Source organism: Pseudarthrobacter sp. AL07 (assembly GCF_029960665.1).
Taxonomy (GTDB): domain Bacteria; phylum Actinomycetota; class Actinomycetes; order Actinomycetales; family Micrococcaceae; genus Arthrobacter.
Map to the genome: position 1 here is coordinate 14,034 of NZ_JASBRB010000011.1, position 24,504 is coordinate 38,537.

22 protein-coding genes and 1 pseudogene are annotated in these 24,504 nt (G+C 65.3%); 17 read left to right on the plus strand and 6 right to left on the minus strand.

Annotated features, from left to right (window positions below; genetic code table 11):
* Positions 1–13: 13 nt before the first annotated feature.
* The 3 genes and pseudogenes from QK290_RS10760 to QK290_RS10770 all read right to left on the minus strand — a co-directional run.
* A pseudogene (locus QK290_RS10760) lies at positions 14–466 on the minus strand (type IV toxin-antitoxin system AbiEi family antitoxin); the annotation flags it as partial.
* 124 nt (positions 467–590) lie between these two features.
* Positions 591–2,213: a DUF349 domain-containing protein gene (locus tag QK290_RS10765; RefSeq protein WP_282330657.1), complete on the minus strand. Its 1,623-nt coding sequence runs from the start codon at positions 2,211–2,213 to the stop codon at positions 591–593.
* Positions 2,214–2,279: 66 nt separating this feature from the next.
* Complete coding sequence (locus QK290_RS10770; RefSeq protein ID WP_282330658.1) at positions 2,280–3,080, minus strand: peptidylprolyl isomerase; 801 nt, start codon at positions 3,078–3,080, stop codon at positions 2,280–2,282.
* 235 nt (positions 3,081–3,315) lie between these two features.
* Here QK290_RS10770 and hisS point away from each other — a divergent pair, with 235 nt between their 5' ends.
* Positions 3,316–4,698 carry a histidine--tRNA ligase gene (gene hisS, locus QK290_RS10775; protein ID WP_282330659.1) on the plus strand — a complete coding sequence of 461 codons (1,383 nt, stop codon included), beginning with the start codon at positions 3,316–3,318 and terminating at the stop codon, positions 4,696–4,698.
* A gap of 20 nt (positions 4,699–4,718) precedes the next feature.
* Here the strand turns inward: hisS and QK290_RS10780 are convergent, their stop codons facing one another.
* Positions 4,719–5,990: an APC family permease gene (locus tag QK290_RS10780; RefSeq protein WP_282330660.1), complete on the minus strand. Its 1,272-nt coding sequence runs from the start codon at positions 5,988–5,990 to the stop codon at positions 4,719–4,721.
* Positions 5,991–6,099: 109 nt separating this feature from the next.
* On the opposite strand from QK290_RS10780, the gene aspS reads away from it, so the two are divergent.
* Both aspS and QK290_RS10790 read left to right on the plus strand, forming a co-directional pair.
* A complete protein-coding gene (aspS, locus tag QK290_RS10785; protein WP_282330661.1) occupies positions 6,100–7,887 on the plus strand; it encodes an aspartate--tRNA ligase in 1,788 nt (595 codons plus the stop codon).
* A 70-nt stretch (positions 7,888–7,957) separates the two neighbouring features.
* On the plus strand, positions 7,958–8,827 hold the full coding sequence (locus QK290_RS10790; RefSeq protein WP_282330662.1) for a GNAT family N-acetyltransferase: 870 nt from the start codon (positions 7,958–7,960) through the stop codon (positions 8,825–8,827).
* Here QK290_RS10790 and QK290_RS10795 read toward each other — a convergent pair.
* On the minus strand, positions 8,824–9,522 hold the full coding sequence (locus tag QK290_RS10795; RefSeq protein WP_282330663.1) for an acVLRF1 family peptidyl-tRNA hydrolase: 699 nt from the start codon (positions 9,520–9,522) through the stop codon (positions 8,824–8,826). The two genes, QK290_RS10790 and QK290_RS10795, sit on opposite strands and share 4 nt — an antisense overlap.
* Positions 9,523–9,583: 61 nt before the next feature.
* On the opposite strand from QK290_RS10795, the gene QK290_RS10800 reads away from it, so the two are divergent.
* The 14 genes from QK290_RS10800 (at position 9,584) to nusB (ending at position 23,069) form a co-directional block, all read left to right on the plus strand.
* The gene (locus QK290_RS10800) at positions 9,584–10,981 is read left to right on the plus strand and encodes a replication-associated recombination protein A (protein ID WP_282330664.1); all 1,398 of its coding nucleotides are present in this window, start codon (positions 9,584–9,586) and stop codon (positions 10,979–10,981) included.
* Positions 10,982–11,244: 263 nt separating this feature from the next.
* Positions 11,245–11,871 (plus strand): 30S ribosomal protein S4, encoded by a 627-nt coding sequence (gene rpsD / locus QK290_RS10805; protein WP_056340296.1) that lies wholly within the window; start codon positions 11,245–11,247, stop codon positions 11,869–11,871.
* A gap of 145 nt (positions 11,872–12,016) precedes the next feature.
* A complete protein-coding gene (locus QK290_RS10810; RefSeq protein WP_282330665.1) occupies positions 12,017–12,391 on the plus strand; it encodes a DUF948 domain-containing protein in 375 nt (124 codons plus the stop codon).
* Positions 12,392–12,408: 17 nt separating this feature from the next.
* The gene (locus QK290_RS10815) at positions 12,409–12,654 is read left to right on the plus strand and encodes a DUF6167 family protein (RefSeq protein ID WP_282330666.1); all 246 of its coding nucleotides are present in this window, start codon (positions 12,409–12,411) and stop codon (positions 12,652–12,654) included.
* A gap of 119 nt (positions 12,655–12,773) precedes the next feature.
* A complete protein-coding gene (gene alaS / locus QK290_RS10820) occupies positions 12,774–15,452 on the plus strand; it encodes an alanine--tRNA ligase (protein WP_282330667.1) in 2,679 nt (892 codons plus the stop codon).
* Positions 15,453–15,459: 7 nt separating this feature from the next.
* Positions 15,460–16,071: a Holliday junction resolvase RuvX gene (gene ruvX / locus QK290_RS10825; protein ID WP_282330668.1), complete on the plus strand. Its 612-nt coding sequence runs from the start codon at positions 15,460–15,462 to the stop codon at positions 16,069–16,071.
* Entirely contained in the window at positions 16,055–17,659 is a 1,605-nt protein-coding gene (gene mltG, locus QK290_RS10830) for an endolytic transglycosylase MltG (RefSeq protein WP_282330669.1), read from the plus strand. The genes ruvX and mltG overlap by 17 nt, the downstream gene beginning before the upstream one ends.
* The gene (locus QK290_RS10835) at positions 17,656–18,516 is read left to right on the plus strand and encodes a shikimate dehydrogenase (RefSeq protein WP_282330670.1); all 861 of its coding nucleotides are present in this window, start codon (positions 17,656–17,658) and stop codon (positions 18,514–18,516) included. Before mltG ends, QK290_RS10835 begins: the two co-directional genes overlap by 4 nt.
* 26 nt (positions 18,517–18,542) lie before the next feature.
* Entirely contained in the window at positions 18,543–19,742 is a 1,200-nt protein-coding gene (gene aroC / locus QK290_RS10840) for a chorismate synthase (protein ID WP_282330671.1), read from the plus strand.
* Between the two features lie 59 nt (positions 19,743–19,801).
* Positions 19,802–20,311: a shikimate kinase gene (locus tag QK290_RS10845; RefSeq protein ID WP_282330721.1), complete on the plus strand. Its 510-nt coding sequence runs from the start codon at positions 19,802–19,804 to the stop codon at positions 20,309–20,311.
* Positions 20,308–21,399 carry a 3-dehydroquinate synthase gene (gene aroB / locus QK290_RS10850; protein ID WP_282330672.1) on the plus strand — a complete coding sequence of 364 codons (1,092 nt, stop codon included), beginning with the start codon at positions 20,308–20,310 and terminating at the stop codon, positions 21,397–21,399. Before QK290_RS10845 ends, aroB begins: the two co-directional genes overlap by 4 nt.
* Positions 21,399–21,917 carry a tetratricopeptide repeat protein gene (locus QK290_RS10855; protein WP_282330673.1) on the plus strand — a complete coding sequence of 173 codons (519 nt, stop codon included), beginning with the start codon at positions 21,399–21,401 and terminating at the stop codon, positions 21,915–21,917. The genes aroB and QK290_RS10855 overlap by 1 nt, the downstream gene beginning before the upstream one ends.
* Positions 21,918–22,095: 178 nt before the next feature.
* Positions 22,096–22,659, plus strand: a complete 564-nt coding sequence (gene efp, locus QK290_RS10860; RefSeq protein ID WP_056340266.1) for an elongation factor P — start codon at positions 22,096–22,098, stop codon at positions 22,657–22,659.
* Entirely contained in the window at positions 22,659–23,069 is a 411-nt protein-coding gene (gene nusB, locus QK290_RS10865) for a transcription antitermination factor NusB (RefSeq protein ID WP_282330674.1), read from the plus strand. Before efp ends, nusB begins: the two co-directional genes overlap by 1 nt.
* Positions 23,070–23,145: 76 nt before the next feature.
* Here nusB and QK290_RS10870 read toward each other — a convergent pair whose 3' ends face one another.
* A complete protein-coding gene (locus tag QK290_RS10870; protein ID WP_282330675.1) occupies positions 23,146–24,420 on the minus strand; it encodes a PrsW family intramembrane metalloprotease in 1,275 nt (424 codons plus the stop codon).
* Between the last annotated feature and the right edge of the window lie 84 nt (positions 24,421–24,504).

A 24,504-nucleotide genomic window follows, 5' to 3' on the forward strand; every position in this document is an offset into this window, starting at 1 on the left:
CCAGCAACCCCGCCAGCGCGGGCAGGGCCCGGTGGGCGTCGACGTGCAGCGCAATATCCACGGCGGTACGCAGCGGACTGGAGACCATCAGCCCGCCCATACTTACAACGTCGAACGGCCCCAGCCGGACTTCATGGAGCGTGCACCCCCGTGTATTGCGGAGGCTCGAAATCCGCCGCTTAGCATCCACAAGCAACGCGAGGCGGTCCGGTTCAGCAGCACAGCCGTAGATCCACGCCGCCGTCATCCGCCCGGCTACCACGCGTTGCCTGACCGCCGCCGGCACCGCGCTGGCCACCGTTCTGGCGCGAATCTGGGGGGACGCTGCAGCGTCCGGCAACGTGAATCCGTGCTGGTGGAACTGCGCCAGGATGCCATCCGCCGCCAGCGACTGGAGTTCGGGCCACGCGAAAGGCTTCCCCGGCGAATACAGGTCCGGGTATTGGGACGGTGAGGAAGTGGCCATCCCTCCATTTTGCCGCGTCGAACCTTAACCAGCACAGGCCCGGTCCCGGTTATGTGGATAACCGGGACCGGGCCTGTGGGTCCTGCGACAGGCGCCTGACGAAAGGCGTCCTACAAATTATTGACTAGGAAAGCTCGCTGGCCGAGCGCTGGATCTGGTCCAACCAGGCCTGCCTCGCCTCGAGGGCTTCGCGGGCCCCCTTGATCTTGCGCTGGTCGCCGGCTTTCTCGGCCTTGGCGAGGTCGTCCTGCAGGCCGGAAATGGCTGCTTCCAGCTGCGACAGGGCGCTGTTGGTGCGGGCCTTCGTCTCGGGGTTGGAACGCTGCCAGTTTTCCTCTTCGGCGTTGCGGACAGCGTCCTCCACTTTGCGGAGGCTTGCTTCGATGCGGCCCATGTCGGCGCGGGGCACCTTGCCGGCTTCCTCCCAGCGGTCCCGGACAGACTGAAGCGCCTTTTTGGCAGCGGCCAGGTCCTTGACCGGCAGGATGCTGTTCGCTTCGATGAGGAGCGTTTCTTTCACCGTAAGGTTGGCGGCGTATTCCTGGTCGATCTCCTCGTTGGCTGCCTGCCTGTGTGTGAAGAACACGTCCTGGGCGGCACGGAAACGGGCCCAGAGGGCGTCGTCGTCCTTGCGGCTGGCGCGCGGTGAGGCTTTCCATTCATCCATGAGCCGGCGGTATTCGCCCGCGGCGAAGCCCCAGTCGGTGGATGAGGACAGGGCCTCGGCTTCGGTGATGAGCTTTTCCTTGGCCGATTTTGCGGCCGAATTGGTGCTGTCCAGCTGGGAGAAGTAGGCGCGGCGGTGACGGTCGAAGACGGTCCGGGCGGCACGGAACCGCTTCCACAAGGCGTCCTCGTTGCTGCGGCCAAGCCGGATGCCGCCCTTCTGGGCCGTTTTCCAGCTTTCAAAAAGATCGTTCATCCGGGCGCTGGAGGTCTTCCATTGGATCTGTGCGGGATCCTGCCCCGAGATCTCTTCGGCTTCGGCCACTATGGCCTCGCGGGCCGCGAGCTCGGCGGAGCGAACGGCGTCATGTTCTGCCTTCTCCACCTTTTCGAGGTCTGCGATCTGCACGGAAACAGCGTCGAGCCGTGCTTCGGTGGATCGGAGGTCTCCCACCATGTTCCGCTCCGCCAGCTGCTCACGCAGGTGCGTGACGGTCTTCTGCATATCGGTGCTGGGCGCTTTGGAGCTGATGCGCTGCTCCAGGAGCAGGACCTGGGCAACGATGTCGTCATGCTTCCGCGCGAAGTAGGCAAGGGCTTCGTCATTGCTGACGCCGGGGTACTGGCCCACCGGGTGCTCATCGCCGTCGATCGTCAGGAATACGTGACCGTCACCCTCGACACGGCCCCACTTTGCGGCTTCTGCCAGGGAGGTCGCGGAGGCGACGGGTGCCGGTGCTGCCACAGGTGCGGCTGCTGCCGGCTTGGGCCGGGCGGCGAAGGCTGCCGGTGATGGAGCGGGTCGAGTCGCCGTAGCAGGCGCCGGGGCCGGGGCTTCCTCAGCGGGAGCCTGAACAGCCGCGCTGTCGTCAACGGCGGCAGGCTCTTCAGCGGGGGCCGTACCGGCCGCGTCACTTTCAAACGGGGCGGCCACGCCGAATTGCTCCACGTCCGCTGGAGCCTCGGTTTCAACCGTGGCCTGCTCGGCGGTTGCCTGGACAGCGTCTGCCTGGTCAGCCACGGGGGCCGCTACCTCGGTCAGGTCTGCTGTTGTTTCGTCGGATTTCTGACTGTCTGTCACCGCTAAAAGTCTTTCGCTTGGAGGGAAATACTCACGTACTGCACCGCGGCCATAAGGCCTGGCTTCCTACTTCAGAGAAACCGAGTCTACCGTGACTGGTTGCACAGGTGCTCCGTCTGACGCGCTGGAGCCAGGGATGATTCCAGCGGCGGCAATGGCGTTCACTGCTTCCATTCCGGAGGTCACCTTGCCCACCACCGTATAGCCCCCGGCCGAGTCGGCGGGAATCACTGTGTCTTTGTAGACCACAAAGAACTGTTTGCCGTTGCCGTAGGCGTTGTCGCCGGACCGGGCTATGGCAATCGTGCCGGCAGGGTAGGTGTTGTCTGCCGGAGTGTTTTCGAGGGGTCCCCAGGTGTACCCGGGGTCGGCGGCAGCGGTGGCTCCACCGCACTGCAGGAGTCCGAAGGTTTCACCCGTGGTCAGCCGGTGGCACGCGCTGCCGTTGTAGAAGCCCTCGTCCGTCAGTGCTTTGAAGACCGCGGCAGCCTGGGGTGCCTTGGTGCCGTCGATTTCGACGCCGAGCACGTTTCCGTTCAGTGCCATTTCACCAGTGAACACCTTGCCCGCGGCGGTGTCCGCGGCCGGGATGTTGGCGCCGTTCGTGGCGGGCGCGGAAGGCTCGGGGGAGTCCGTGGGGCTGGTCAGGCCGGCCACAAGGGCCGCGTATTCGTCCTCCGTTGGGTTGCCGGCAAAGGCAGTCAGCTGGAGCACGACGGCGAGCAGGACGGCGGCGGTGCCGGCGCCGGCGGCGATGATGTTGTCACGTCTGCGCCGTTTTTCCTGGTCCCGCCGCAGCTCCCGCTTTGCCTCCATCTGCTGGATGCGCCGTTTGGCTTCGCGGGCGCTGCGTGAACTGGCCGCCACTGGTCCTCCTGTATGTCGGGCCGCGTCCGGACAATATTGAATCCGAACGCGGGTGTCTGCCGGCCGCCCTCTGCGCTGCCGGCCACTGTATTAGAGATGCCGGCGGATGACGCATAAACTGACTGCCGCACATAGTTTATGCATGAGTTGCCGGACTGCCGCCGTTCCCTGCCCGTTTCGGGTGGAATGCCGGGCAAAGTCCCAGGCACCCTTCATCAAGAGGAGAACATCCACCATGGCACGCACCGCCTCCCTGTCCGGATTCCCCGAGTGGCTTCCCGAGGAGCGGCTGGTGGAGCTGCACGTGTTGGACACCCTTCGCAAGGTCTTTGAGCTGCACGGCTTCGCGTCCATCGAGACGCGTGCCGTGGAGACCGTCGGCCAGCTCCTGCGAAAGGGTGAGATTGATAAAGAGGTTTACGGTCTCAGCCGCCTTCAGGACGACGACGCCGTTAGCTCCGACGCGGGGAAGGCCGGCAAATCGGACCCCAACGCCCTCGCGCTCCACTTCGACCTCACGGTGCCTTTTGCGCGGTACGTCGTCGAGAACGCGGGATACCTCGCGTTCCCGTTCCGGCGCTACCAGATCCAGAAAGTCTGGCGCGGTGAACGCCCACAGGAAGGCCGGGCCCGCGAATTCACCCAGGCAGACATCGATGTTGTGGGCGACGGGGAGCTGCCGTTTCGCTATGACGTGGAGATTGCCCTGGTCATCGCGGAAGCCTTAAGCGCCCTGCCGATTCCGGACTTCCGCCTGCGGATCAACAACCGCAAGCTTGCCGAGGGCTTCTACCGCGGCATTGGCCTTGATGACACCGCCGGCGTGCTCCGCAGTATCGACAAGCTGGAAAAGATTGGCGCAACCAAGGTCGCAGAGCTGCTCAAGACCGAACTGGGCGCCTCCGATGAGCAGGCGCAGGCAGCGCTGAAGCTGGCAGGAATCCGCACCGAGGACACCTCGTTTGTGGCTCAGGTCCGGGCACTCGGCGTGTCGAATGACCTCCTCGAGGAGGGCCTGAATGAACTGGAACAGGTGATCGCAGCCGCCGTGCAGCGCGCGCCGGGCAAGGTCATTGCCGATCTCAGCATCGCCCGCGGCCTGGACTACTACACCGGTACGGTGGTGGAGACGGTCCTGGTGGGCCACGAACAGCTCGGTTCCATCTGCTCCGGTGGCCGCTACGACGCGTTGGCGAGCAAGGGCAACCGCAAGTTCCCAGGCGTCGGCCTCTCCATCGGTGTGACCCGGCTGGTGTCGCGCATCCTGAGCCAGGACCTGGCCAAGGCCTCACGGTCGGTCCCCACCGCCGTACTGGTGGCGCTCACCACTGACGATGGCTGGGGTGCCGCGCAGGATGTCGCCGCCCAGCTCCGCAGCCGGGGCATTGCCACGGAAGTGGCTGCCAAGGCGGAGAAATTCGGCAAGCAGATCAAATTCGCGGACCGCCGCGGCATCCCGTTCGTCTGGTTCACCGACGACGACGGTACGCACCAGGTCAAGGACATCCGATCCGGCCAGCAGGCCGACGCCGATCCCGCAACCTGGGCGCCGCCGTCGGAAGACCTCAAGGTCCAGGTCAGGACAGCAATCGAAGCAGCAGCCGGCCAGCCGGCCTGACCGGCGCAGTTTGGCGCCAGCTAGCGGCGCAGCCGAAGCACCACGAACCGGCCGGCCGCTCCTGCGGCCAGGACAGCGGCCATCCCCAGCACTGAGGCGGGCGGCAACGTGAAGGCCAGCAGCAGGCAGCTGATGAAGCCGGCCACATTGAGCCACCGTGGGCCGTGGGCCGGATGCTCCACCAGGGTGTACGCCGCGGCGTTGGTCACCGCGTAGTAGATGAGCACGCCGAAGCTGGAGAACCCCACCACCGTCATTACGTCAGTGGTCAGGATCAGGAGAATCACGACGGCGGCCACCGCGAGTTCTGCCACGAACGGCACCGCGTGCCGGCCGCCCACCCGGGCCAATTGAGCCGGCACATCGCGTTCGCGCGCCATAGCCAAAGTTGTGCGCCCCACGCCGGTGATGAGCGCAAGCAGCGCACCCAGGCACGCCGCTGCCGCGCCGGCCTGGACGAGCGGTGCACCGGCGGCGAACTGCGAATTCACTACAGCGTCCAGCAGCGGGGCCGAAGTGGCGGCCAGCCGGCCTTCGGTCAAGTGGTTTTGGAGCAGCAGCGCCAACGCCAGGTAGATAACGAAGGCGCCGGCGAGGGCCGCCAGGATCGCGCGCGGAATGGTCCTGGCCGGGTTCTTGACTTCCTCGCCCAGGGTGGCGATGCGCGCATAGCCGGCGAAGGCGAAGAACATCAGGCCGGCGGCCGGCAGCACCCCGCCCAGGTCGGCGCGAACACTGCCAGCGGCAGCTCCGCCGTCGGCCGTCCCGCCTGTTGAAAAGCCTGACGGATGCGGCCCGACGATCGCGGCAACGGCAACGAACACCAGCGTGGCCAGAACAACGCACAACAGGATCCTGGTCAGCAGCGCTGTGCGGGTAATCCCAAACAGGTTCACAGCGGTCAGCGCCACGACCGCAGCGATGGCAACCGGCACTGCATAGCCCGGTGAGACATAGTGGCCGAAGGTGAGGGCCATGGCGGCGCAGGAGGCCGTTTTGCCGCTGACAAATCCCCAGCCGGCCAGGAAACCAGGCCATTCCCCCAAACGTCTGCGTCCGTATACGTACGTTCCGCCGCTCGCCGGATACCGGGCGGCCAACTCCGCGGAAGCCACCGCGTTGCAGTAGGCAACGGCACCCGCGATCAGTACGGAGAGGACCAGGAATTGTCCGGCCAGTCCCGCGGCCGGGGCGAAGACCACAAAAACGCCGGCCCCGAGCATGGAGCCGAGGCCGATGGACGTGGCGTCAAACACGCCAAGCCTCCGTTGCAGCTGCTGGTGTTCGGACATGGGGTAGGCGGGCCCTTCCAGCGGGTAAACTCAGACGGGATTGTTCCCGGAACGATCCTATGCAGTTTTTTCTTTTGTTTTCCTGCTGTCGTCTTCAGAAAGGCGTGCTGTGCTGCGCACACATGACCTCGGATCCCTTCGCTCCGAGCACATTGGACAAACCGTAACCCTGGCCGGCTGGGTGGGCCGCCGTCGTGATCACGGTGGTGTTGCGTTCGTGGATCTGCGCGATGCATCCGGCGTGGCCCAGGTTGTGGTCCGTGAGGAAGAGGTCTTCCACGGCCTGCGCAACGAGTACGTCCTGCAGATCACCGGAACGGTCTCCAAGCGCCCTGAGGGCAACGAAAACCCCAACCTCGCCAGCGGCGCCATCGAGGTCATGGCGGACAAGGTGGTTATCCTCAACACCTCCGATCCGCTTCCGTTCCAGATCGATGAGCACGTGGAAGTCGGTGAGGAAGCACGCCTGAAGCACCGCTACCTCGACCTGCGCCGCCCCGGCCCCGCCAGGAACCTCCGGCTGCGCTCCGAAGCCAACCGGATTGCGCGCGAACTGCTCCACCAGGACGGTTTTGTCGAGATCGAAACCCCCACATTGACGCGATCGACGCCGGAAGGCGCCCGCGACTTCGTGGTGCCCGCCCGCCTGGCGCCGGGTTCCTGGTACGCCCTCCCGCAGTCCCCACAGCTTTTCAAGCAACTCCTGCAGGTGGGTGGCTTCGAGAAGTATTACCAGATCGCGCGCTGCTACCGCGACGAGGACTTCCGCGCCGACCGCCAGCCCGAATTCACCCAGCTGGACATCGAAGCAAGCTTCGTGGACCAGGACGACATCATTGCCCTGGGCGAAAACATCGTCAAGGCGCTGTGGAAGCTGATCGACGTCGAGATCCCCACGCCCATCCAGCGCATCACCTACGCAGATGCGATGGCGCGCTATGGCTCGGACAAGCCGGATCTCCGTTTCGGCGTGGAACTGGCTGAGCTCACTGAATTCTTCAAGGACACCGGCTTCGGCGTCTTCAAGGCCCCGTATGTCGGGGCAGTGGTGATGCCCGGCGGCGCTTCCCAGCCGCGACGCACCCTGGACGGCTGGCAGGAATTCGCCAAGCAGCGCGGCCACAAGGGCCTGGCATACGTACTCTTCAAGGAGGACGGCGAACTGGCTGGCCCGGTTGCCAAGAACCTGAACGAAACCGAGCGTGCAGGCCTCGCCGACGCCGTGGGCGCCAAGCCCGGCGACTGCATCTTCTTCGCCGCCGGTGAGAAGTCGGCGGCCCGCGCCCTCCTGGGTGCTGCCCGCGTGGAAATCGGCCACCGCACCGGCCTGATCGATCCCAGCGCCTGGGCCTTCTGCTGGGTTGTTGACGCCCCCATGTTCGAACCGGCCGCCGCAGCGGTGGCGTCCGGCGATGTGGCAGTTGGCGCCGGAAAGTGGACGGCCGTCCATCACGCCTTCACTTCGCCCAGGCCCGAGTTCATGGACACGTTCGACAAGGATCCGGAATCGGCCCTGTCCTACGCGTACGACATTGTCTGCAACGGCAACGAAATCGGTGGCGGCTCCATCCGTATCCACGAGCGTGATGTCCAGGAGCGGGTCTTCGAACTGATGGGGCTGGACAAGGCAGATGCCCAGACTAAGTTCGGCTTCCTGCTCGAAGGCTTCAAGTTCGGCGCTCCACCGCACGGTGGCATCGCGTTCGGCTGGGACCGTGTGGTGGCATTGCTGGCGGGCGTTGAGTCCATCCGCGACGTCATTGCGTTCCCGAAGACGGGCAACGGGTACGACCCCCTGACGCAGGCACCCGCACCGATCACGGCGCAGCAGCGCAAGGAAGCCGGCGTGGACTTTAAGCCCCAAACGAAACCGGAAGAGCCCAAAAAGGCCGAGTAATCTGAACACCGCAGTCGAGAGGCTCCCCGGGAAACCGGGGGGTCTTTCGCATTTTGAAGAGTGGTATGCCATGACAATTTCAGATTTTGCTTCAGTCCCAGCACCGGCCATGCCCGGGCTTGAGACGATGATGGACGCCGCCTGGCTGGCCCCGGAGCGCGAGGAGTCCGACGGTTGGGTGCTTCGCGCGGCCTCCGGCGTGACCCAGCGGGCCAACTCGGTCTGGCTTCGCGAGCCGGATCGCGACACCGGCCGGCAGCACGAGGCTCTGCGTGCGGCGCGGCTCTGGTACCGCCGCAGGCGCCTGCCGTTGATATTCCAGGTCTTCGATGATCCCCGCTCCGCCGGACTGAATACCGTCCTTGACAGGGAAGGCTTCACCCGGCAGTCCGAAACACTGGTGATGTGCCGGCGCAACGGCGCGAACGGAGCGGACCAACCTGCGGCTCGACCAGGGGGCACCCACTCTGCTGGGAGCCACCCCGCGGTGGCCGATCCCGGCGTCGAGATCTCCACGGACGCCAGCGAGGAGTGGCTTGAGCTGTGGTGGAGCGTCGATGGCCGCGGCGGCCCGGCCGAGCGGGAGACGGCACACAGCATCCTGGCAGGCTGCCCGTCGGTGTATGCCCTGGTGAGGTCCGACGACGGCGTCCCCGCCGCCGTCGGACGGCTGGCTGTTCCTGACGCGGAGGCAACAGGGGGATGGGGCGGGCTCTACTGCATGGCCACGCGCCCGGACGCCCGGCGGCGGGGCCATGCCCTGCGGATTATGCGGGCACTCCTGCACGAAGGCGCCGCCCGGAACGTAGCCGGTTACTGGCTGCTGGTCACTGTGGCGAATTCCGGCGCCCAGCAGCTCTACGCCAAGGCGGGATTCAGGGAAACCGGCCGCTACCTGTACCGGCAGGAACGGCCCACGCGGCATCTGACCGGCTGTTAAGTGGCCCGAAAATTCGGGTTGGTCGCCGGCGCGTCGGCGACCTGGATCCTGACGGCGCAGACATCCGCGGCGGCCTTACTCAGCACCGTGGCGTTGGGATCGGGCACATCCAGGAAGTCCAGCCGGGGGACTGCGGCATAGAGCCTCATGGCCGAGTGGTCCAGGACCAGCCCCGCAAGGGTCCGGTCTCCGCCGGGAGCAACATATTCGAGTGGTTGGCCGCCGAAGACCGCTGCTGCGTGCGCCGCCACTTTCTCCACCAGCTCATCCGCCTGGTTGGCCCGGCGGCGTGCGAACCGCTGCTGGGACTGGCCACCGGCCGCAGTCCGGGACTGCACGTAGCGGGTGCCCGTCTTGGACGCGAGCAGGATGCCTTCCCTTGCCACGGCCGCCGCGTAGCCGCCGCGCCGCACCAGGACCAGTCCGGCCGTCCGGGGCTGGGCGGCGACGGAGGCCAGGCGCTCCAGCGGATCGGCGCCCCGTCCAGGCCGTCCGTCCGGTGGCCAGGGCGCCTGGAGTAACGCGGTGGTGCCGTCGTCCGCCAGCAGCCGCACGCCGTCGTCGTCATCGCTGATCCGGAAGCCGCCGTGGGAGGCACCGAAGCGCTCAGCCCAGCCAGCCAGGCGTTCGCCGGACACAAACGCGGTCCTGACGGACCCCGGACGGCCGGCGCCGGGGGTGCTGCGTGCGCTCATGGCGGGATCCCTTAGGTGGCGGGCGGAAGTGGGGCGGCGAACTAGTGAGTAGCCTATCTATGTGGATGATCTCTTCGCCCAAGGGCATGGCAATGATGACGACGACGGTGACGAACCGTCGTCCGGCCGTACCGCCGCGCCGCGCAGTCCTTTGGCCGTACGGATGCGGCCACGCACGCTCGATGACGTGGTGGGCCAGCAGCACCTGCTGGGGCAGGGATCGCCGTTGCGGCAGCTGGCGGCCGGCACCGACGCCCTGGGCCCAGCAGGCCCCAGCTCCCTGATCCTCTGGGGACCTCCCGGGACCGGGAAAACCACCCTTGCCCATGTGATCGCCAAGGGCAAGGGGCGGAAGTTCGTGGAACTGTCCGCCATTACCGCAGGCGTCAAGGACGTTCGGCGGGTCATGGACGAAGCCCTGACGGCACGGGATCTGTACAAGACCACCACCGTGCTTTTCCTTGACGAGATCCACCGCTTCAACAAGGCACAGCAGGATGCCCTGCTGCCCGGCGTGGAGAACCGCTGGGTGGTGCTCGTGGCGGCAACCACCGAAAACCCGTCCTTTTCGGTGGTCTCGCCACTGCTGTCCCGTTCCCTCCTGCTCACCCTGAAACCGCTGACGGAGGCGGACATCGAAGGGCTCCTGCAGCGCGCCGTATCGGACGATCGCGGCCTGAACGGGAAAGTGGAGCTCAGCTCCGAGGCCCTGGCCCACCTCGTTCGTCTCGCCGGCGGCGACGCGCGCCGTGCCCTGACGGCCCTTGAAGCCGCGGCGGGCGTGGCATTCGGGGATGCGGACGACGCAGATGCCGACTCGCGGGTTATCGTCGAGCTCAAGCACACCGAACGTGCCCTGGATGTGGCCGCCGTGCGGTACGACCGCGCCGGGGACCAGCACTACGACGTCGCCAGCGCCTTCATCAAGTCCGTCCGCGGGTCCGACGTGGACGCCGCACTGCACTACCTCGCCAGGATGCTGGAGGCTGGGGAGGATCCGAGGTTCATCGCCCGGCGCATCGTGATTTCGGCGGCGGAGGACGTGGGAATGGCGGACCCCACGGCGCTGCAAACGGCCGTTGCCGCCGCCCAGGCGGTGCAGCTGATCGGCATGCCCGAAGGGCGGATCGTCCTGGCCGAGGCCGTGGTGCACCTGGCCACCGCGCCGAAATCCAATGCCGCATACATGGGAATCAACAAGGCGGTCGCGGATGTCCGTGCCGGGCTGGGCAACGGGATCCCGGCGCACCTGCGTGATGCGCACTACCCGGGCTCCAAGCAGCTGGGCCACGGGCTCGGCTACAAGTACGCCCATGATGCCCCCCATTCCGTGGCCAGCCAGCAGTACCCGCCGGATGACTTGGTAGGCCGCGACTACTACGAGCCCACCGGCAACGGTGCGGAACGGGACATTGCCGTGCGCCTCGAAAGGCTGCGGAAGATCATCCGCAGTACCTGACCGGCGTGCGCTATGGAGTGACCCCGCGGTCATGCCACCGGAGTGACGCGGGGGAGCGGCGGCCGGAGTGTGGGATGCTGCCGAATCCTGCTAAGATTGTTCGTTGTCTGGCAAGGCGCGGACGCAATCTCCCCATCCTTCAGTATTTTCTGCTGTTTTGTTGGGGTAGCCCTGTGCCCAGTAGCAAAAGGCAGCGGTTGGCCGATGCTCTCCATTATGGAGGCCAGTAACACTGACACACCGCAGATATTGGAAGGACACAAGTGGCTAACAACACTCGTGCTCGCCGTACAGCACGCCTCTCGCGTGCACTCGGCATCGCTCTGACCCCCAAGGCCGCCAAATACATGGAGCGCCGTCCGTACGGCCCCGGTGAGCATGGCCGTGCCCGCAAGAAGCAGGACTCCGACTACGCCGTACGTCTGCGCGAAAAGCAGCGTCTGCGAGCCCAGTACGGCATCCGCGAAGCCCAGATGACCCGTGCCTTCGAAGAAGCACGCCGCACCAAGGGCCTGACCGGTGAAAACCTGATCGAGCTGCTCGAGATGCGCCTCGACGCCCTCGTGCTGCGTGCAGGCTTCGCCCGCACCATCGCCCAGGCCCGCCAGCTGGTTGTGCACCGCCACATCATGGTTGACGGCATCCGCGTTGACCGCCCGTCGTTCCGCGTCGGCGAGGGCCAGCTGGTTCACGTCCACACCCGCAGCGAAACCATGGTTCCGCTCCAGGTTGCAGCAGCCGGCGCACACCGCGACGTCCTGCCCCAGGTTCCGGCCTACCTGGACGTCAAGCTTGACGCCCTGCAGGCCCGCCTGGTTCGTCGCCCGAAGCGCTCCGAGGTTCCCGTAACCTGCGAAGAGCAGCTCGTCGTCGAATTCTACGCACGCTAAATCCCAGCAGCGTATCCAGAGAAGCCCGTGGCAAGCGCCACGGGCTTCTTTGTATGTAAGGTACTTGGGGGACATCTGCGGAACGCATCAAGGCAGCGTGCGCGGAGGTAAAAGATCCACGTCAGTTTCAAGGAGATGAACGTCTATGTCTGGTGGCGATATTGCCGGCCTGATCGCAGCCGGGGTGTTCGCGCTCCTGGTGCTGCTGCTCGCCGTGCCCATCCTGAAGCTCGGCAGTGTGCTGGAAGAAATCCGGACCTCGATCCGCTCCCTCAGCGACGGCGCCACGCCCCTGATGGACGAAGTCACCGCGACCGTGTCCAGCACCAACGAGCAGTTGAAGAAAGTGGATGGCATCGCCTCCAACGTTTCAGATGCGTCGGCAAACCTTTCCGCATTGTCATCACTCGTTGCCGCGACAGTCGGTTCACCGCTGATCAAGGTGGCAGCCTTCAGCTACGGCGTGCGTTCAGCACTCGCCAACCGCAAGAAGCCCGCACCCGGCCGCCGCAGCCGCTAAGCCACCGGAGAACTGAAATGAAACGATTTGTCTGGATGGGAATCGGCGTGGCCATCGGTGTCATTGCTTTCCGCAAGATCAGCGAAGCCCAGTCCACCCTGGGGCCCGAGGGCCTGAACCGCGCGGTGGGCCGGCTGGCTGACGGCGTGTACGACTTCGCCGACGCCGTGCGTGCCGGAATGAGTGAGCGCGAGACGGACCTTCGGGCCGCTCTCGGGATCGACTCCCCGCCCGTCGCATCCCAGGATGCAGCCCGCCGCTGAACGCGCGGGAAAATAGCGCGAGAATTAATCCAGCAGCCGCCGCTTGCCGGCACTGCCGTCTGAATCAATACGTCATGCGTGGCACAACGCGTGAACCAAGAAGGGTATGTAATCAGCTCATGAAGTCGCAGGAGATCACAAAGCGCTGGGTGGATTTTTTTGTCAGCAAAGGACACACCGCGGTTCCCTCCGCCTCGCTGGTCTCCAGCGACCCCTCCCTCCTGTTCACCGTGGCCGGCATGGTCCCGTTCATCCCTTACCTGACTGCCCGCGAAGAGGCCCCTTTCGCCCGGGCCACCAGCGTCCAGAAGTGCATCCGCACCGGTGACATCGAAGAGGTCGGCAAGACCGCCCGCCACGGCACTTTCTTCCAGATGTGCGGAAACTTCTCCTTCGGTGATTACTTCAAGGAAGACGCCATCAAGTACGCCTGGGAGCTGCTCACCAAGAGCGTGGACGACGGCGGCTACGGCCTACCGCCGGAACTGCTGTGGGTGACTGTTTACGAAGAGGACGACGAAGCCAAGGAGCTGTGGCTCAAGAACACCGGCGTCCCGTCCGAGCGCATCCAGCGCATGGGCAAGGCCGACAACTACTGGCACACCGGTCAGCCGGGCCCCGCAGGCCCGTGCTCGGAGATCTACTACGACCGGGGACCTGCCTACGGCGTCGAGGGCGGTCCCATCGCCGACGAAAACCGCTACGTTGAAATCTGGAACCTGGTGTTCATGCAGTACCAGATCGACAACGTCCGCTCCAAGGACGATTTCGACGTCGTCGGGGAGCTGCCCAAAAAGAACATCGACACCGGCCTCGGGATGGAGCGCCTCGCGATGATCCTGCAGGGCGTCGAGAACATGTACGAGACCGACCAGGTCCGGCCTGTGATCGACAAGGCAGCCGAACTGTCGGGCCGGGAGTATACGTCGGCCGAAACACCCGAGGATCCGCACCACACGGACGACGTCCGCATGCGGGTGGTCGGCGACCACATCCGCTCGGCCCTTATGCTGATCGCCGACGGCGTGACCCCGTCCAACGAGGGCCGCGGCTACGTCCTGCGCCGCCTGATCCGCCGCGCCGTGCGTTCCATGCGCCTGCTCGGCATCGAAAAGGCCTGCCTGCCGGACCTGCTCCCCGCCTCACGAGATGCCATGAAGGGCGTCTACCCCATCGTGGCAACCGACTTTGACCGCATCAGCCGTATCGCCTATGCCGAAGAGCGGGCCTTTCTTCGCACCATCGCTTCAGGTACCGCCCGCCTCGAAGACGCCGTGACGGAGTCCAAGGCCGCCGGCACGGCGCTGTCCGGCGCCGATGCCTTCGCCCTGCACGACACCTACGGATTCCCGATCGACCTCACCCTGGAGATGGCTGAGGAAGCCGGCCTCAAGGTCGATGAGCCGGAATTCCGCCGACTGATGCTCGAACAGCGCCACCGTGCCCAGGCCGACGCGAAGGGCAAAAAGGGCGGCCACGCCGATCTCAGCGCCTTCCAGGAGCTGCTGGCGCAGGGCGAGACTGTCTTCACCGGGTACACCGAGCTCGATGGCGAGTCCCGGGTCCGGGGCATCCTGAGCCGCGGACAGAACGTGGGGCACGCCGCCACCGGCGACGAAATTGAACTCGTCCTGGCGGAGACCCCGTTCTACGCTGAGGCAGGCGGCCAGTCGGCTGACACCGGCCTCATCACCGGTGACGGATTCGTCGTCGAAGTCCTGGACGTCCAACGGCCCGTCAAAGGCCTGAGCGTCCACAAGGCAATCGTCCGCGAAGGCGAGATCGGCTCCGACTCCCTGGTCCGCGCAGCCGTGGACCGCGAGCGGCGCCACGCGGCCGAGCAGGCCCACACCGGCACGCACATTGTGCACGCCGCCCTGCACCAGATCCTCGGCCCCGAAGCAACCCAGCGCGGTTCCTACAACAAGGCCGGCTACCTGCGCTTCGACTTCGCCTGGGGCGAAGGCCTCAGCACCGCCGCGCGTTCGGAACTAGAGGAAGTCTCCAACCTCGCCATCCGCAATAACTTCCGCGTGGAGACCAAGGTCATGGGCCTGGCAGAGGCCAAGGCGTTGGGCGCCATGGCGCTCTTCGGCGAAAACTACGGCAGCGAAGTCCGTGTTGTGGAGATCGACGGCGCGTGGTCCCGGGAGCTCTGCGGCGGCACGCACGTGGCAAACACGTCCCTGATCGGCAGCCTGTCGCTGCTCGGCGAGCAGTCAGTCGGATCAGGCAACCGCCGTGTTGAGGCCTTCGTGGGCATGGATGCCTTCCGCCATCTGGCCGCCGAGCGCGCCCTGGTGACTGAACTGACCGAGATGCTCAAAGTGCCGTCCGGCCAGCTCGCCGACAGGATCGCCAGCACGCTGAACAAGCTCAAGGCCACGGAGAAGGAACTCGACCGGGTGCGCAAGGAACAGATCGCCGCGGCGGCCGGAGACCTTGTGGGTACAGCCCGGGAAGCAGCAGGCGTCCAGGTCATCGCACACGACGCCGGCCAGATCGGCGGCGCAGATGACATCCGCAACCTCGCCCTCGACCTGCGCAACCGCCTCGGTTCGGGAGCATCCACAGTGGCAGTGGCCGGCGTCAGCAATGACCGGCCCATGATTCTTGTGGCCACCAACGAGGCAGCCCGGGAAGCCGGCGTGAAGGCCGGTGCCCTGGTCCGGATCGCGGCCGGAATCCTCGGCGGCGGCGGCGGCGGCAAGGACGACGTTGCCCAGGGTGGCGGCACGGACGCCGCCAAGATCGCACCGGCGCTGGCCGCCGTTGTGGACGCCATCTCCCGGCGCTAGCGAACCTGTGACAGAATCCGTTGGCGCCGCCGTCTATCCCCAGGGCATCAAACTGGGGGTAGACGTCGGCACCGTGCGCGTGGGTGTCGCCATCTGCGACCGGGACGAAATCCTCGCCACTCCCCACAAGACCTTGGACCGCAACGTCAAGAAGAATTCAGACGTGCGTGTCATCGTGTCGCTGGCTGTCGAGCTGGGCGCCGTCCAGGTCTTCGTGGGGCTGCCACGCACCATGAAGGGCGAGGAACACGCCTCTGCCAGGATGGCCACCATCTACGCCGAACTGCTGGTTGCGGAGTTCGTTGCCCGCGAAATGGATGTTTCCGTCAACCTGGTGGACGAGCGCCTGAGCAGTGTTACGGCGCACCGTAACCTGCACGAAGCTGGCATGAGCAGCCGGAGCCACCGTAAAGTGGTGGATCAGGTGGCGGCGGCAGGCATCCTCCAGCACGCCATCGACATGCAAAAAGCCAGGGGAACGGACGTTGGCAGGCGCGTGACTGAGCCGCCCCGTACTCGGCCATCCGGAGCAGGTTCGGCGGTTCAGCCCGACCATGCGGCCCCTGAAGGCACGACCCGATCCCAGAACACGGAAGGCTACAGTGAGCCCGTCCAATAATGACGACCCCTCAGGCGCCACGAGCAACCATGGCGCCAGGCCGCTGACCCGAAAAGAGCTCCGCGCCCTGGAGAAGCACACGGGAGGCAACGATGTAGTTCCCGAGCAGGCCTACGAAACGGGGCAGGATGCGCCGGCACCTGCCACGGCTTCCAGCCCGGAAGCTGCACCCGCTCCTGAGCCTGCCCCCCTACGCGAGCCAGCCCCCGAGCCCCAGCCGGAACCGGTCCACGCACCCGAGACTGAGCTGCAGCCGATTATTCCCACAGCTCCTGATGAGCCGCCGTCCATCCAGAACGCCGTGCCGATCGCAGACCACCATCCGGATGACGCCCAGGTCCAGGAGTACCACCCCGAAGACCAACACCATTACGAAGCGCACGACGCCGGGCACCACTATCCGGACGAAGAACACCACTATGCAGGCCACTTTGATGATCACCATGTCGATGACCACCATCCAGATGATCACTCCGCCGGCTCCGGCCTGTTCGCCGGCGCAGCCGCGGGTTCCGTAGTGGCGAAGCCCTCCAAGAAGGTGCGGCGCCGCCGCCGCCTCCTGGCACTGTTCCTGACTCTTGTGGTGTTCGTGGCAGCGATCGCCGTGGGCGCGCAGTTCCTGAAACCCCTGCTGGGAAACGACAAAGCGGCAGGTTACCCCGGGCCAGGCACGGGCGAAGTCATGGTTTCGGTCCAGCCGGGTGAAGGTACGCGCTCCGTGGCCACCAAACTGGAAAGCGGGAAAGTCGTAGCCAACGCTGACACTTTCCTGCAGGCATTTGCTTCTTCCGGCGGAACGCTGTCGCCTGGGGACTACAAATTCAAGATGGAAATGAAGAACTCCGACGCCGTCAGCGTCCTTCTCGGCACCGACAAGAGCAAGGTCATCTACTTCGCCTTGAGTGCCGGTCTCAGGGTCGGCGAATCGCTTCAGGCCATCTCCGAGGGGTCAGGGGTGTCAGTGCTGCAGCTTAAGCAGCTCAGCGACTCCCCGCAGCAGTTTGGGCTCCCGGCCAACGCCAAAAACCTTGAGGGTTACCTCGCACCGGGGGAGCACCGCTTCCCGCTTGGCACTCCGGCCAAGGACATCCTCCAGTCGCTGGTGAAAGTAACCACGGACGAACTTGTGGCACAGGGCATCACCGATCCGGCGAAGCAGTATGAAGCCGTGATCGTGGCGAGCATTGTCCAGGCCGAAGGCGGACAGGCTGAGTACGGCGACGTTGCCGGGGCCATCTACAACCGCCTCAAGCCGAATGACCAGACCTCCGGATTTCTGCAGGTGGATTCAGCTGTGACGTACGGGCTGGGCACCAAGAGCTTCAATTTCACCGATGCAGAGCGCAAGGACAAATCCAACCTCTACAACACATACGCCAACCCGGGCCTGCCGCCGGGCCCCATCGGCTCCCCGGGCAAAACCGCCATCGATGCAGCGGCAAGGCCCAAAGCCAACGACTACCTGTACTGGGTAACCATCAACCTGGACACGAAGGAGACAAAGTTCTCCAAGACGCTCGACGAACACAACCGCTACGTAAGCCAGTACAACGCCTGGTGCCAGGCCAACGTGGGCCGCTGCGCATGAGTCTCCGGGCCGCCGTCCTGGGCCATCCGATCGGCCACTCCAAGTCCCCAGCCCTGCATCTTGCGGCGTACGGCAAACTCGGGATAGACATCGACTACACGGCCCTGGACCTGACCGAGCAGGCGCTGCCCGCCTTTATGGAACAGGTCAGGACGCAGCGGGGCTGGCGGGGGCTCTCAGTCACCATGCCCCTTAAATCGAGCATGGTTGCCGAAGTGGACGAAGTCCGCGGCGTGGCACGGACCCTGGGCGTGGTCAACACTGTCGCCTTCGAGGACGACCTCGGCTCCGTCAGGCGTATCGGTTACAACACCGACGTCGCCGGTATCGTCAACGCTGTCCTGAACGCCGGAGTGGCGGCCAGCCCCGCCGCCGTGGTCCTGGGCGGAGGGGGAACGGCCGCAGCCGCAGTGGCCGCGCTGAAGGATCTGGGCACGCAGCACGCCCAGGTGTTCGTCCGGGATACCGCCCGGGCAGGGGAAGCACGCGCCGCCGCGGCCGGAGTAGGCCTTTCCATCGTCGTCCGGCCGCTGACCGAAGCCGCCGTTCCGACCGCAAGTGCCGACGTCGTAATTTCCACTCTCCCGCCGCGCGCAGCGGACGGGCTGGCGGCGGAAATCGCCGCCTTGGGAACCGGAACACCCGGGGTTCTCCTGGACGTGGCCTATGATCCGTGGCCCAGCGGGATTGCGTCGGCGTGGCAGTCCGGCGGGGGTGCGGTGGTGCCCGGACTCGAGATGTTGATGTACCAGGCGGTGGAACAGGTTCGCCTGTTCAGCGGCCGCGGTGATGACGTGAATGCAGCTGTCATAGATGTGATGTGTGACGCAGTCGGCCTTCCCCGACGGGCGTTCTGACCGCCATACGTGGCAGGATGGAAATTATGTTGCGTTGGTTGACTGCCGGTGAATCCCATGGTCCGGCCCTGATGGGAATTATTGAAGGCGTCCCCGCCGGTGTTGAACTCACCAGCGGGCAGATCGCCGATTCGTTGGCACGCCGCCGCCTTGGTTACGGCCGGGGCGCACGGATGAAGTTCGAGCAGGACGTCGTGACCATTCTCGGCGGCGTCCGCCACGGCCTGACCCAGGGCGGTCCGGTGGCCGTCCAGGTCGCCAACACCGAATGGCCTAAGTGGGAGCAGATCATGGCTGCCGATCCGGTGGATCCGGAAGTCCTGGCGGACCAGGCCCGCAACGCACCGCTGACCCGGCCCAGGCCGGGCCACGCAGACTTCACCGGGATGCAGAAGTACGGGTTCACCGAGGCCAGGCCCGTCCTGGAACGCGCCAGCGCCCGGGAGACCGCCACGCGGGTCGCCATGGGCACCGTGGCGTCCCAGTTCCTCAAAGCGCTCGGCATTGAACTGGTCAGCCACACAGTCTCCATTGCCAGCGTGACCGTGCCCGAGGGCCGCCCGCTGCCCGTTCCGGCCAACGTGATTGCGCTCGACGCGGATCCTTTGCGCTGCTTTGACCGCGAGACCTCTGACGCCATGGTTGCCGAGGTTGACGCCGCCCACAAAGAAGGCGAAACCCTGGGCGGTGTGGTGGAAGTCCTCGCTTATGGGCTCCCGCCGGGGCTGGGCAGCTACGTCCACTGGGACCGCAGGCTGGACTCCCGGCTCGCCGCCGCCCTGATGGGCATCCAGGCCATCAAAGGCGTGGAAGTCGGCGACGGGTTTCTGACAGCTGCGCGCCGCGGCTCCGCAGCCCACGACGAAATCGTCAAGGACGCGGACGGCAAGATTATCCGTACCAGCAACCGGGCAGGTGGCATTGAAGGCGGCATGAGCATCGGCGACGTCCTGCGCGTACGTGCAGCAATGAAGCCCATCGCCACGGTGCCCCGCGCCCTGCGCACGGTCGACGTCAGCACGGGCGAGCCTGCAAAGGCGCACCACCAGCGCTCGGACGTCTGTGCCGTGCCAGCCGCAGGTGTTGTAGCTGAGGCGATGGTGGCGCTGGTCCTGGCCGAGGCCGTCACCGAAAAGTTTGGCGGTGACTCCGTGGCGGAGACCGCCCGCAATATCAAGGGTTACCTGGACAATATTCCGGCATCCCTGGACTCGATCGGCCACTAGTGCCCGGGAGCCGTAAGGCCGGGGTGCCTGGCAACCAGCCGATTATCCTCATCGGACCCATGGCGGTGGGAAAGTCCGCGATCGGCCACGAGCTGGCCAGGCTGCTGGACGTTCCGTTTGTCGATACGGACAATCTGATCGTGGACGCCCAAGGCAGTATCGCCTCCATCTTTGCCGGCCGCGGCGAGCACGCATTCCGGGAGATTGAGGCCCGGACCGTGGCCAGCGCGGTGGAACATGCAGAAGGCTCAGCCAGCGTGATTTCCCTGGGTGGCGGTGCAGTGCTGGATTCCGGCACGCAGCAGCTTCTGGGCCGCTGCACTGTGGTGTACCTCGAATGCGATGAGGAAACCGTGGCCGTCCGCGTTGCCCGGAACTCGGGCCGGCCGCTGCTCGCCGGCGATGCCATGGCCCGATGGTCCGCACTCTTTCTTGCCAGGAAACCCGTTTACGAACGGCTGGCCGATCTCGTGGTGGATGTCCGCCATGGCTCGGTCAGCGAGCTGGGACACCGGCTCGAAGTTGCACTGCGTGACCACGCGGCCGCCAAACAGAAAGTTGAAAATTGAGCGTTGATTCAACAGTCATCAAGGTTACCGGCGAATCCGCCGGGCAGAATTACGACGTCGTAGTTGGCCGCGGTCTGCTGGGGAACCTTCCGGCGTTGCTGGGGGAGCGGGTCCGGCGTGTGCTGGTTATCCATCCCCGTGCGCTGCGGCTCACGGGCGACACTGTCCGCGACGAACTCGCTGCAGCTGGTTTCACCTCGCTGACGGCGGAAATCCCGGACGCCGAGGAGGGCAAGCACATCCAGGTTGCTGCTTTCTGTTGGCAGGTCCTGGGCCAAAACGACTTCACGCGTTCCGACGCCATCGTGGCAGTGGGCGGCGGGGCCGTTACAGACCTGGCCGGTTTTGTGGCGGCTACCTGGCTCCGCGGCGTCAAGGTCATCCACATGCCCACCAGCCTGTTGGGCATGGTGGATGCCTCCGTGGGCGGCAAGACCGGCATCAACACCGCAGAGGGCAAGAACCTCGTGGGCTCCTTCCACCCGCCGGCCGGCGTGCTGGTGGACCTGGACACGCTGAACACGTTGCCCAGGAACGAAATCATTTCGGGCATGGCTGAAGTCATTAAATGCGGCTTCATCGCAGATCCGGCCATCCTTGACCTGATCGAAAAGGACCCTGCGGCGGCCACCGATCCCGGCTCGCACACCCTGCGGGAGCTCATTGAACGCGCCATCGCGGTCAAGGCCGACGTCGTCTCGGAAGATCTCAAGGAATCGGGGCTGCGCGAAATCCTGAACTACGGCCACACCCTGGCCCATGCCATTGAACTCGTGGAGCGGTACTCCTGGCGCCACGGCGCGGCTGTATCGGTGGGCATGATGTTCGCCGCTGAACTTGCCCGCAGCGTCGGCCGGCTCAGCGACGCCGACGCCGACCGCCACCGCAGCATCCTGGAAACCCTGGGCCTCCCCGTGACGTACCGGCGCGACCGCTGGCAGGGACTGCTGGACGGCATGCGGCGGGACAAGAAATCACGCGGGGACCTCCTGCGCTTTGTGGTTCTGGACGGGATCGCCAAGCCGGGCATTCTGGATGTCCCGGACACATCCCTGCTCTTCGCGGCCTACCAGGAAATCGCGTCCTGATGCAGGGCGATGTGGCGGGCACCAGCGACTGGCCCGAGGCTGGCTTCCCCGGAGTCAGGATCAGTCCGGAGTCACTGCTGCCGGAGATCGTCAACGAGGATGCCTGCCGCGAGGCCCTGGCGGCGTCCACGGACCCGTCGGATCACATCTTCGTCCTGATCGTGGAGGGACATGCTGCGGAGGCGGCCGAGCTGCTCGCTGAGGCCCGCTTTAAAGACCCCGAGTCCTTTCGTCTTCGCACGTTCGAAGCTGAGGTGCTGCGCGTCACGCACCGCACGGACCGCGCCCTTGACTTGTTCCGCCAGCTGCTCGCGGAGTTCCACGGAACAGACCGTGAAGCCGTGGTCCTGCAACACCTGGGCAAGACCCAGTACGCCGCCGGACACACGTCCGCCGCGGTGGAGGCCTTTTCCCGCGCACTGGATCTGCGGGTTGCGCAATCGGCTGATGCCGCACAGATTTACTCGTCCGCCGTGGCGCTTCAGCGGGCGCGCGATGTACTGGATCTTGCCTGCTGACAGACCTGTCACGTTCCGGGGCGGGTGGCCGGGAAAGACCTGACGCGAGCCGCCCTGGTTTTACCGGTAGAATGGTTCTTGGATTTTTGATAAACACGCGCTGGCGGGCCGTTCGGCAAGCCTGGCCGGCATAGAACGTCTGACAACTGACCAGACAGATAGAAACCAGAGGATACCAGTGGCAACCACTAACGACATCAAGAACGGAACGGTCCTTAAGCTCGAGGGCCAGCTCTGGAACATTATCGAATTCCAGCACGTCAAGCCCGGCAAAGGTGGCGCGTTTGTGCGGACCAAGATGCGGAACGTGATGTCCGGCAAAGTTGTAGACAAGACGTTCAACGCCGGCCTTAAGATCGAGACCGCCACGGTTGACCGCCGCGACTACCAGTACCTGTACCAGGACGGCGCCGACTTCGTGTTTATGGACACCTCGGACTTCGACCAGCTCACGGTCTCCGGCGCCACTGTTGGCGACGCCACCAACTTCATGCTGGAGAACCAGATGGTGAACATCGCCATCCACGAAGGCAACCCGCTGTACATTGAGCTCCCGCCCAGTGTTGTCCTGGAAATCACGTACACCGAGCCTGGCCTGCAAGGCGACCGCTCGTCCGCCGGCACCAAGCCCGCAACACTGGAAACGGGCTACGAGATCCAGGTTCCGCTGTTCGTCGAAAACAACACCAAGGTCAAGGTCGATACTCGCGACGGCAGCTACCTTGGCCGGGTCAGCGAGTAGTGAGCGCACGCGGTAAGGCCCGTAACAGGGCACTGGACGTTCTTTTCGAAGCTGAGCAGCGCTCGGTTTCCGCTTTTGATGTACTCAGGTCCCGGCGCGAACTGACTGACCAGATCGTGAACCCGTACACCCTCGAAATCGTGGAGGGCGTCGTCTCTCAGCAGACCGCCATTGACGAATTCCTGGAGACCTACTCGCAGGGTTGGACTTTGGAACGTATGCCTTCGGTGGACCTTATTATCCTGCGGATCGGCACCTGGGAACTGCTGTACAACGATGACGTTCCCGACGGCGTCGCGGTCAGTGAGGCAGTGGCGCTGTCCAAGACGCTCTCAACGGATGAATCGCCGTCGTTCATTAACGGCCTCCTCGGCCGGCTGCAGCAGCTGAAGCCCTCGCTGCTCGCCTGAGCAGGACCCGCCTGAAGAGCACGTTGTGACGGAAGGGACCGGCACCACCCAAACGGTGGTGCCGGTCCCTTCTGCGTCAGCCGGCGACGGCGCCGCGCAGGGCCAGAATCCTTTGCAGCTGCTGCTGTTCCTCCAACTGGTGAAGCCGGACATCGCGACCACTGAGGATGCGCTGCCTGGTGAAGGCGAGCCGGGTGGCGGAGTGCAGGAAGGCCTTCATCTCCGGACGGCGGTTGTAGCCGGCGGCCCACTGCAGCGCGGTACGTCTGCCTCGTGGTGTGGCCAACAGTTCCACCTCGGCTGGGCTGAACCATCCGGCCGCGGAATATTCCATCAAGCGTTGGCGGGTCAGCCGGTTCTCTGCCACACGGAGCAGGATGATCCCCACAACGGCCAGCACAAAGATGGGCACCTGGATCAGGATGTACTCCGCCAGGAATTCGGCGGCCATGCTGTTCCACCGGTTGTGCAGCAGCATGGCCGGGATCAGTCCGATCACAAAGGCCAGCACGGAGGCTCCGGAGTGCCAGCGGCGGGAGGCGAAACCCATGATGAGCCCGGTGGTTCCGGTGAAGATGGCATGCGCGAACGGGGACATCACCCCACGGAGCAGGAAGACCTGGGCCAGGTCCGTTCCGGGGTTGGCGGATTCTGCGATGGCCCGGCCAAAGTAGAGGATGTTTTCGGTGAAGGCGAAGCCGCCGGCGATGGTGAAGGCGAACACCACACCGTCCACCGGGCCGTCGAAGTGTTTGCGTGCCAGCAGCAGGATCAGGAGCAGGCCCAGTGACTTGGCGAACTCCTCCACCACGGGCGCCTGGACGGTGGCCATAAACGTCCGGAAGTCCGCCACGTCGCTGAACTGGAAGGTCAGGGCAAAGAACGGCTGGATCAGCAGTGTGACGGCGATGGACACGGCCGCGCCCCACGTAAACGCGAAGAGCAGGAGCCGCTTGGGTTCAGGTTCCCACCGGTCGATCAGGTAAACAGCCAGGAGCACTGCGGACAGCGGAATCAGTGACAGGACAAACCCCACCATGAATCCGCCCACGCCGGTGTTGGCGAGCAGAAACGGCACCACCAGGAACAGGCTGAGAAAGACGAGGGCGGCGCCCCCCACGGTCAATGCCAGGAGGCCGGTGGATCGCCGGACCGCCATCCTGCCCGCCAGACTTGCTGGCAGAGGCCCCAGGGGCGGCAGGGCAGCTGCGTTGGTTCCGGGCGCCGGGCGGTAGTATTCCGGTTCCACCCGGCCCATCCAACTGGGGTTGGCCTGCCTGGGGAAGGGATCCCGTGGACCGGCCCGCCCGCCTGCGTGGCCGGAACCCGGCTGATGGGGGTGCTTGGACATACTCGAAGCCTATGATGCCCCTGCCGATGTGGTAATTTTGAAACGCAAATGATCCTTTTTTAATTCCGTCCCGTGAGGCGGGGA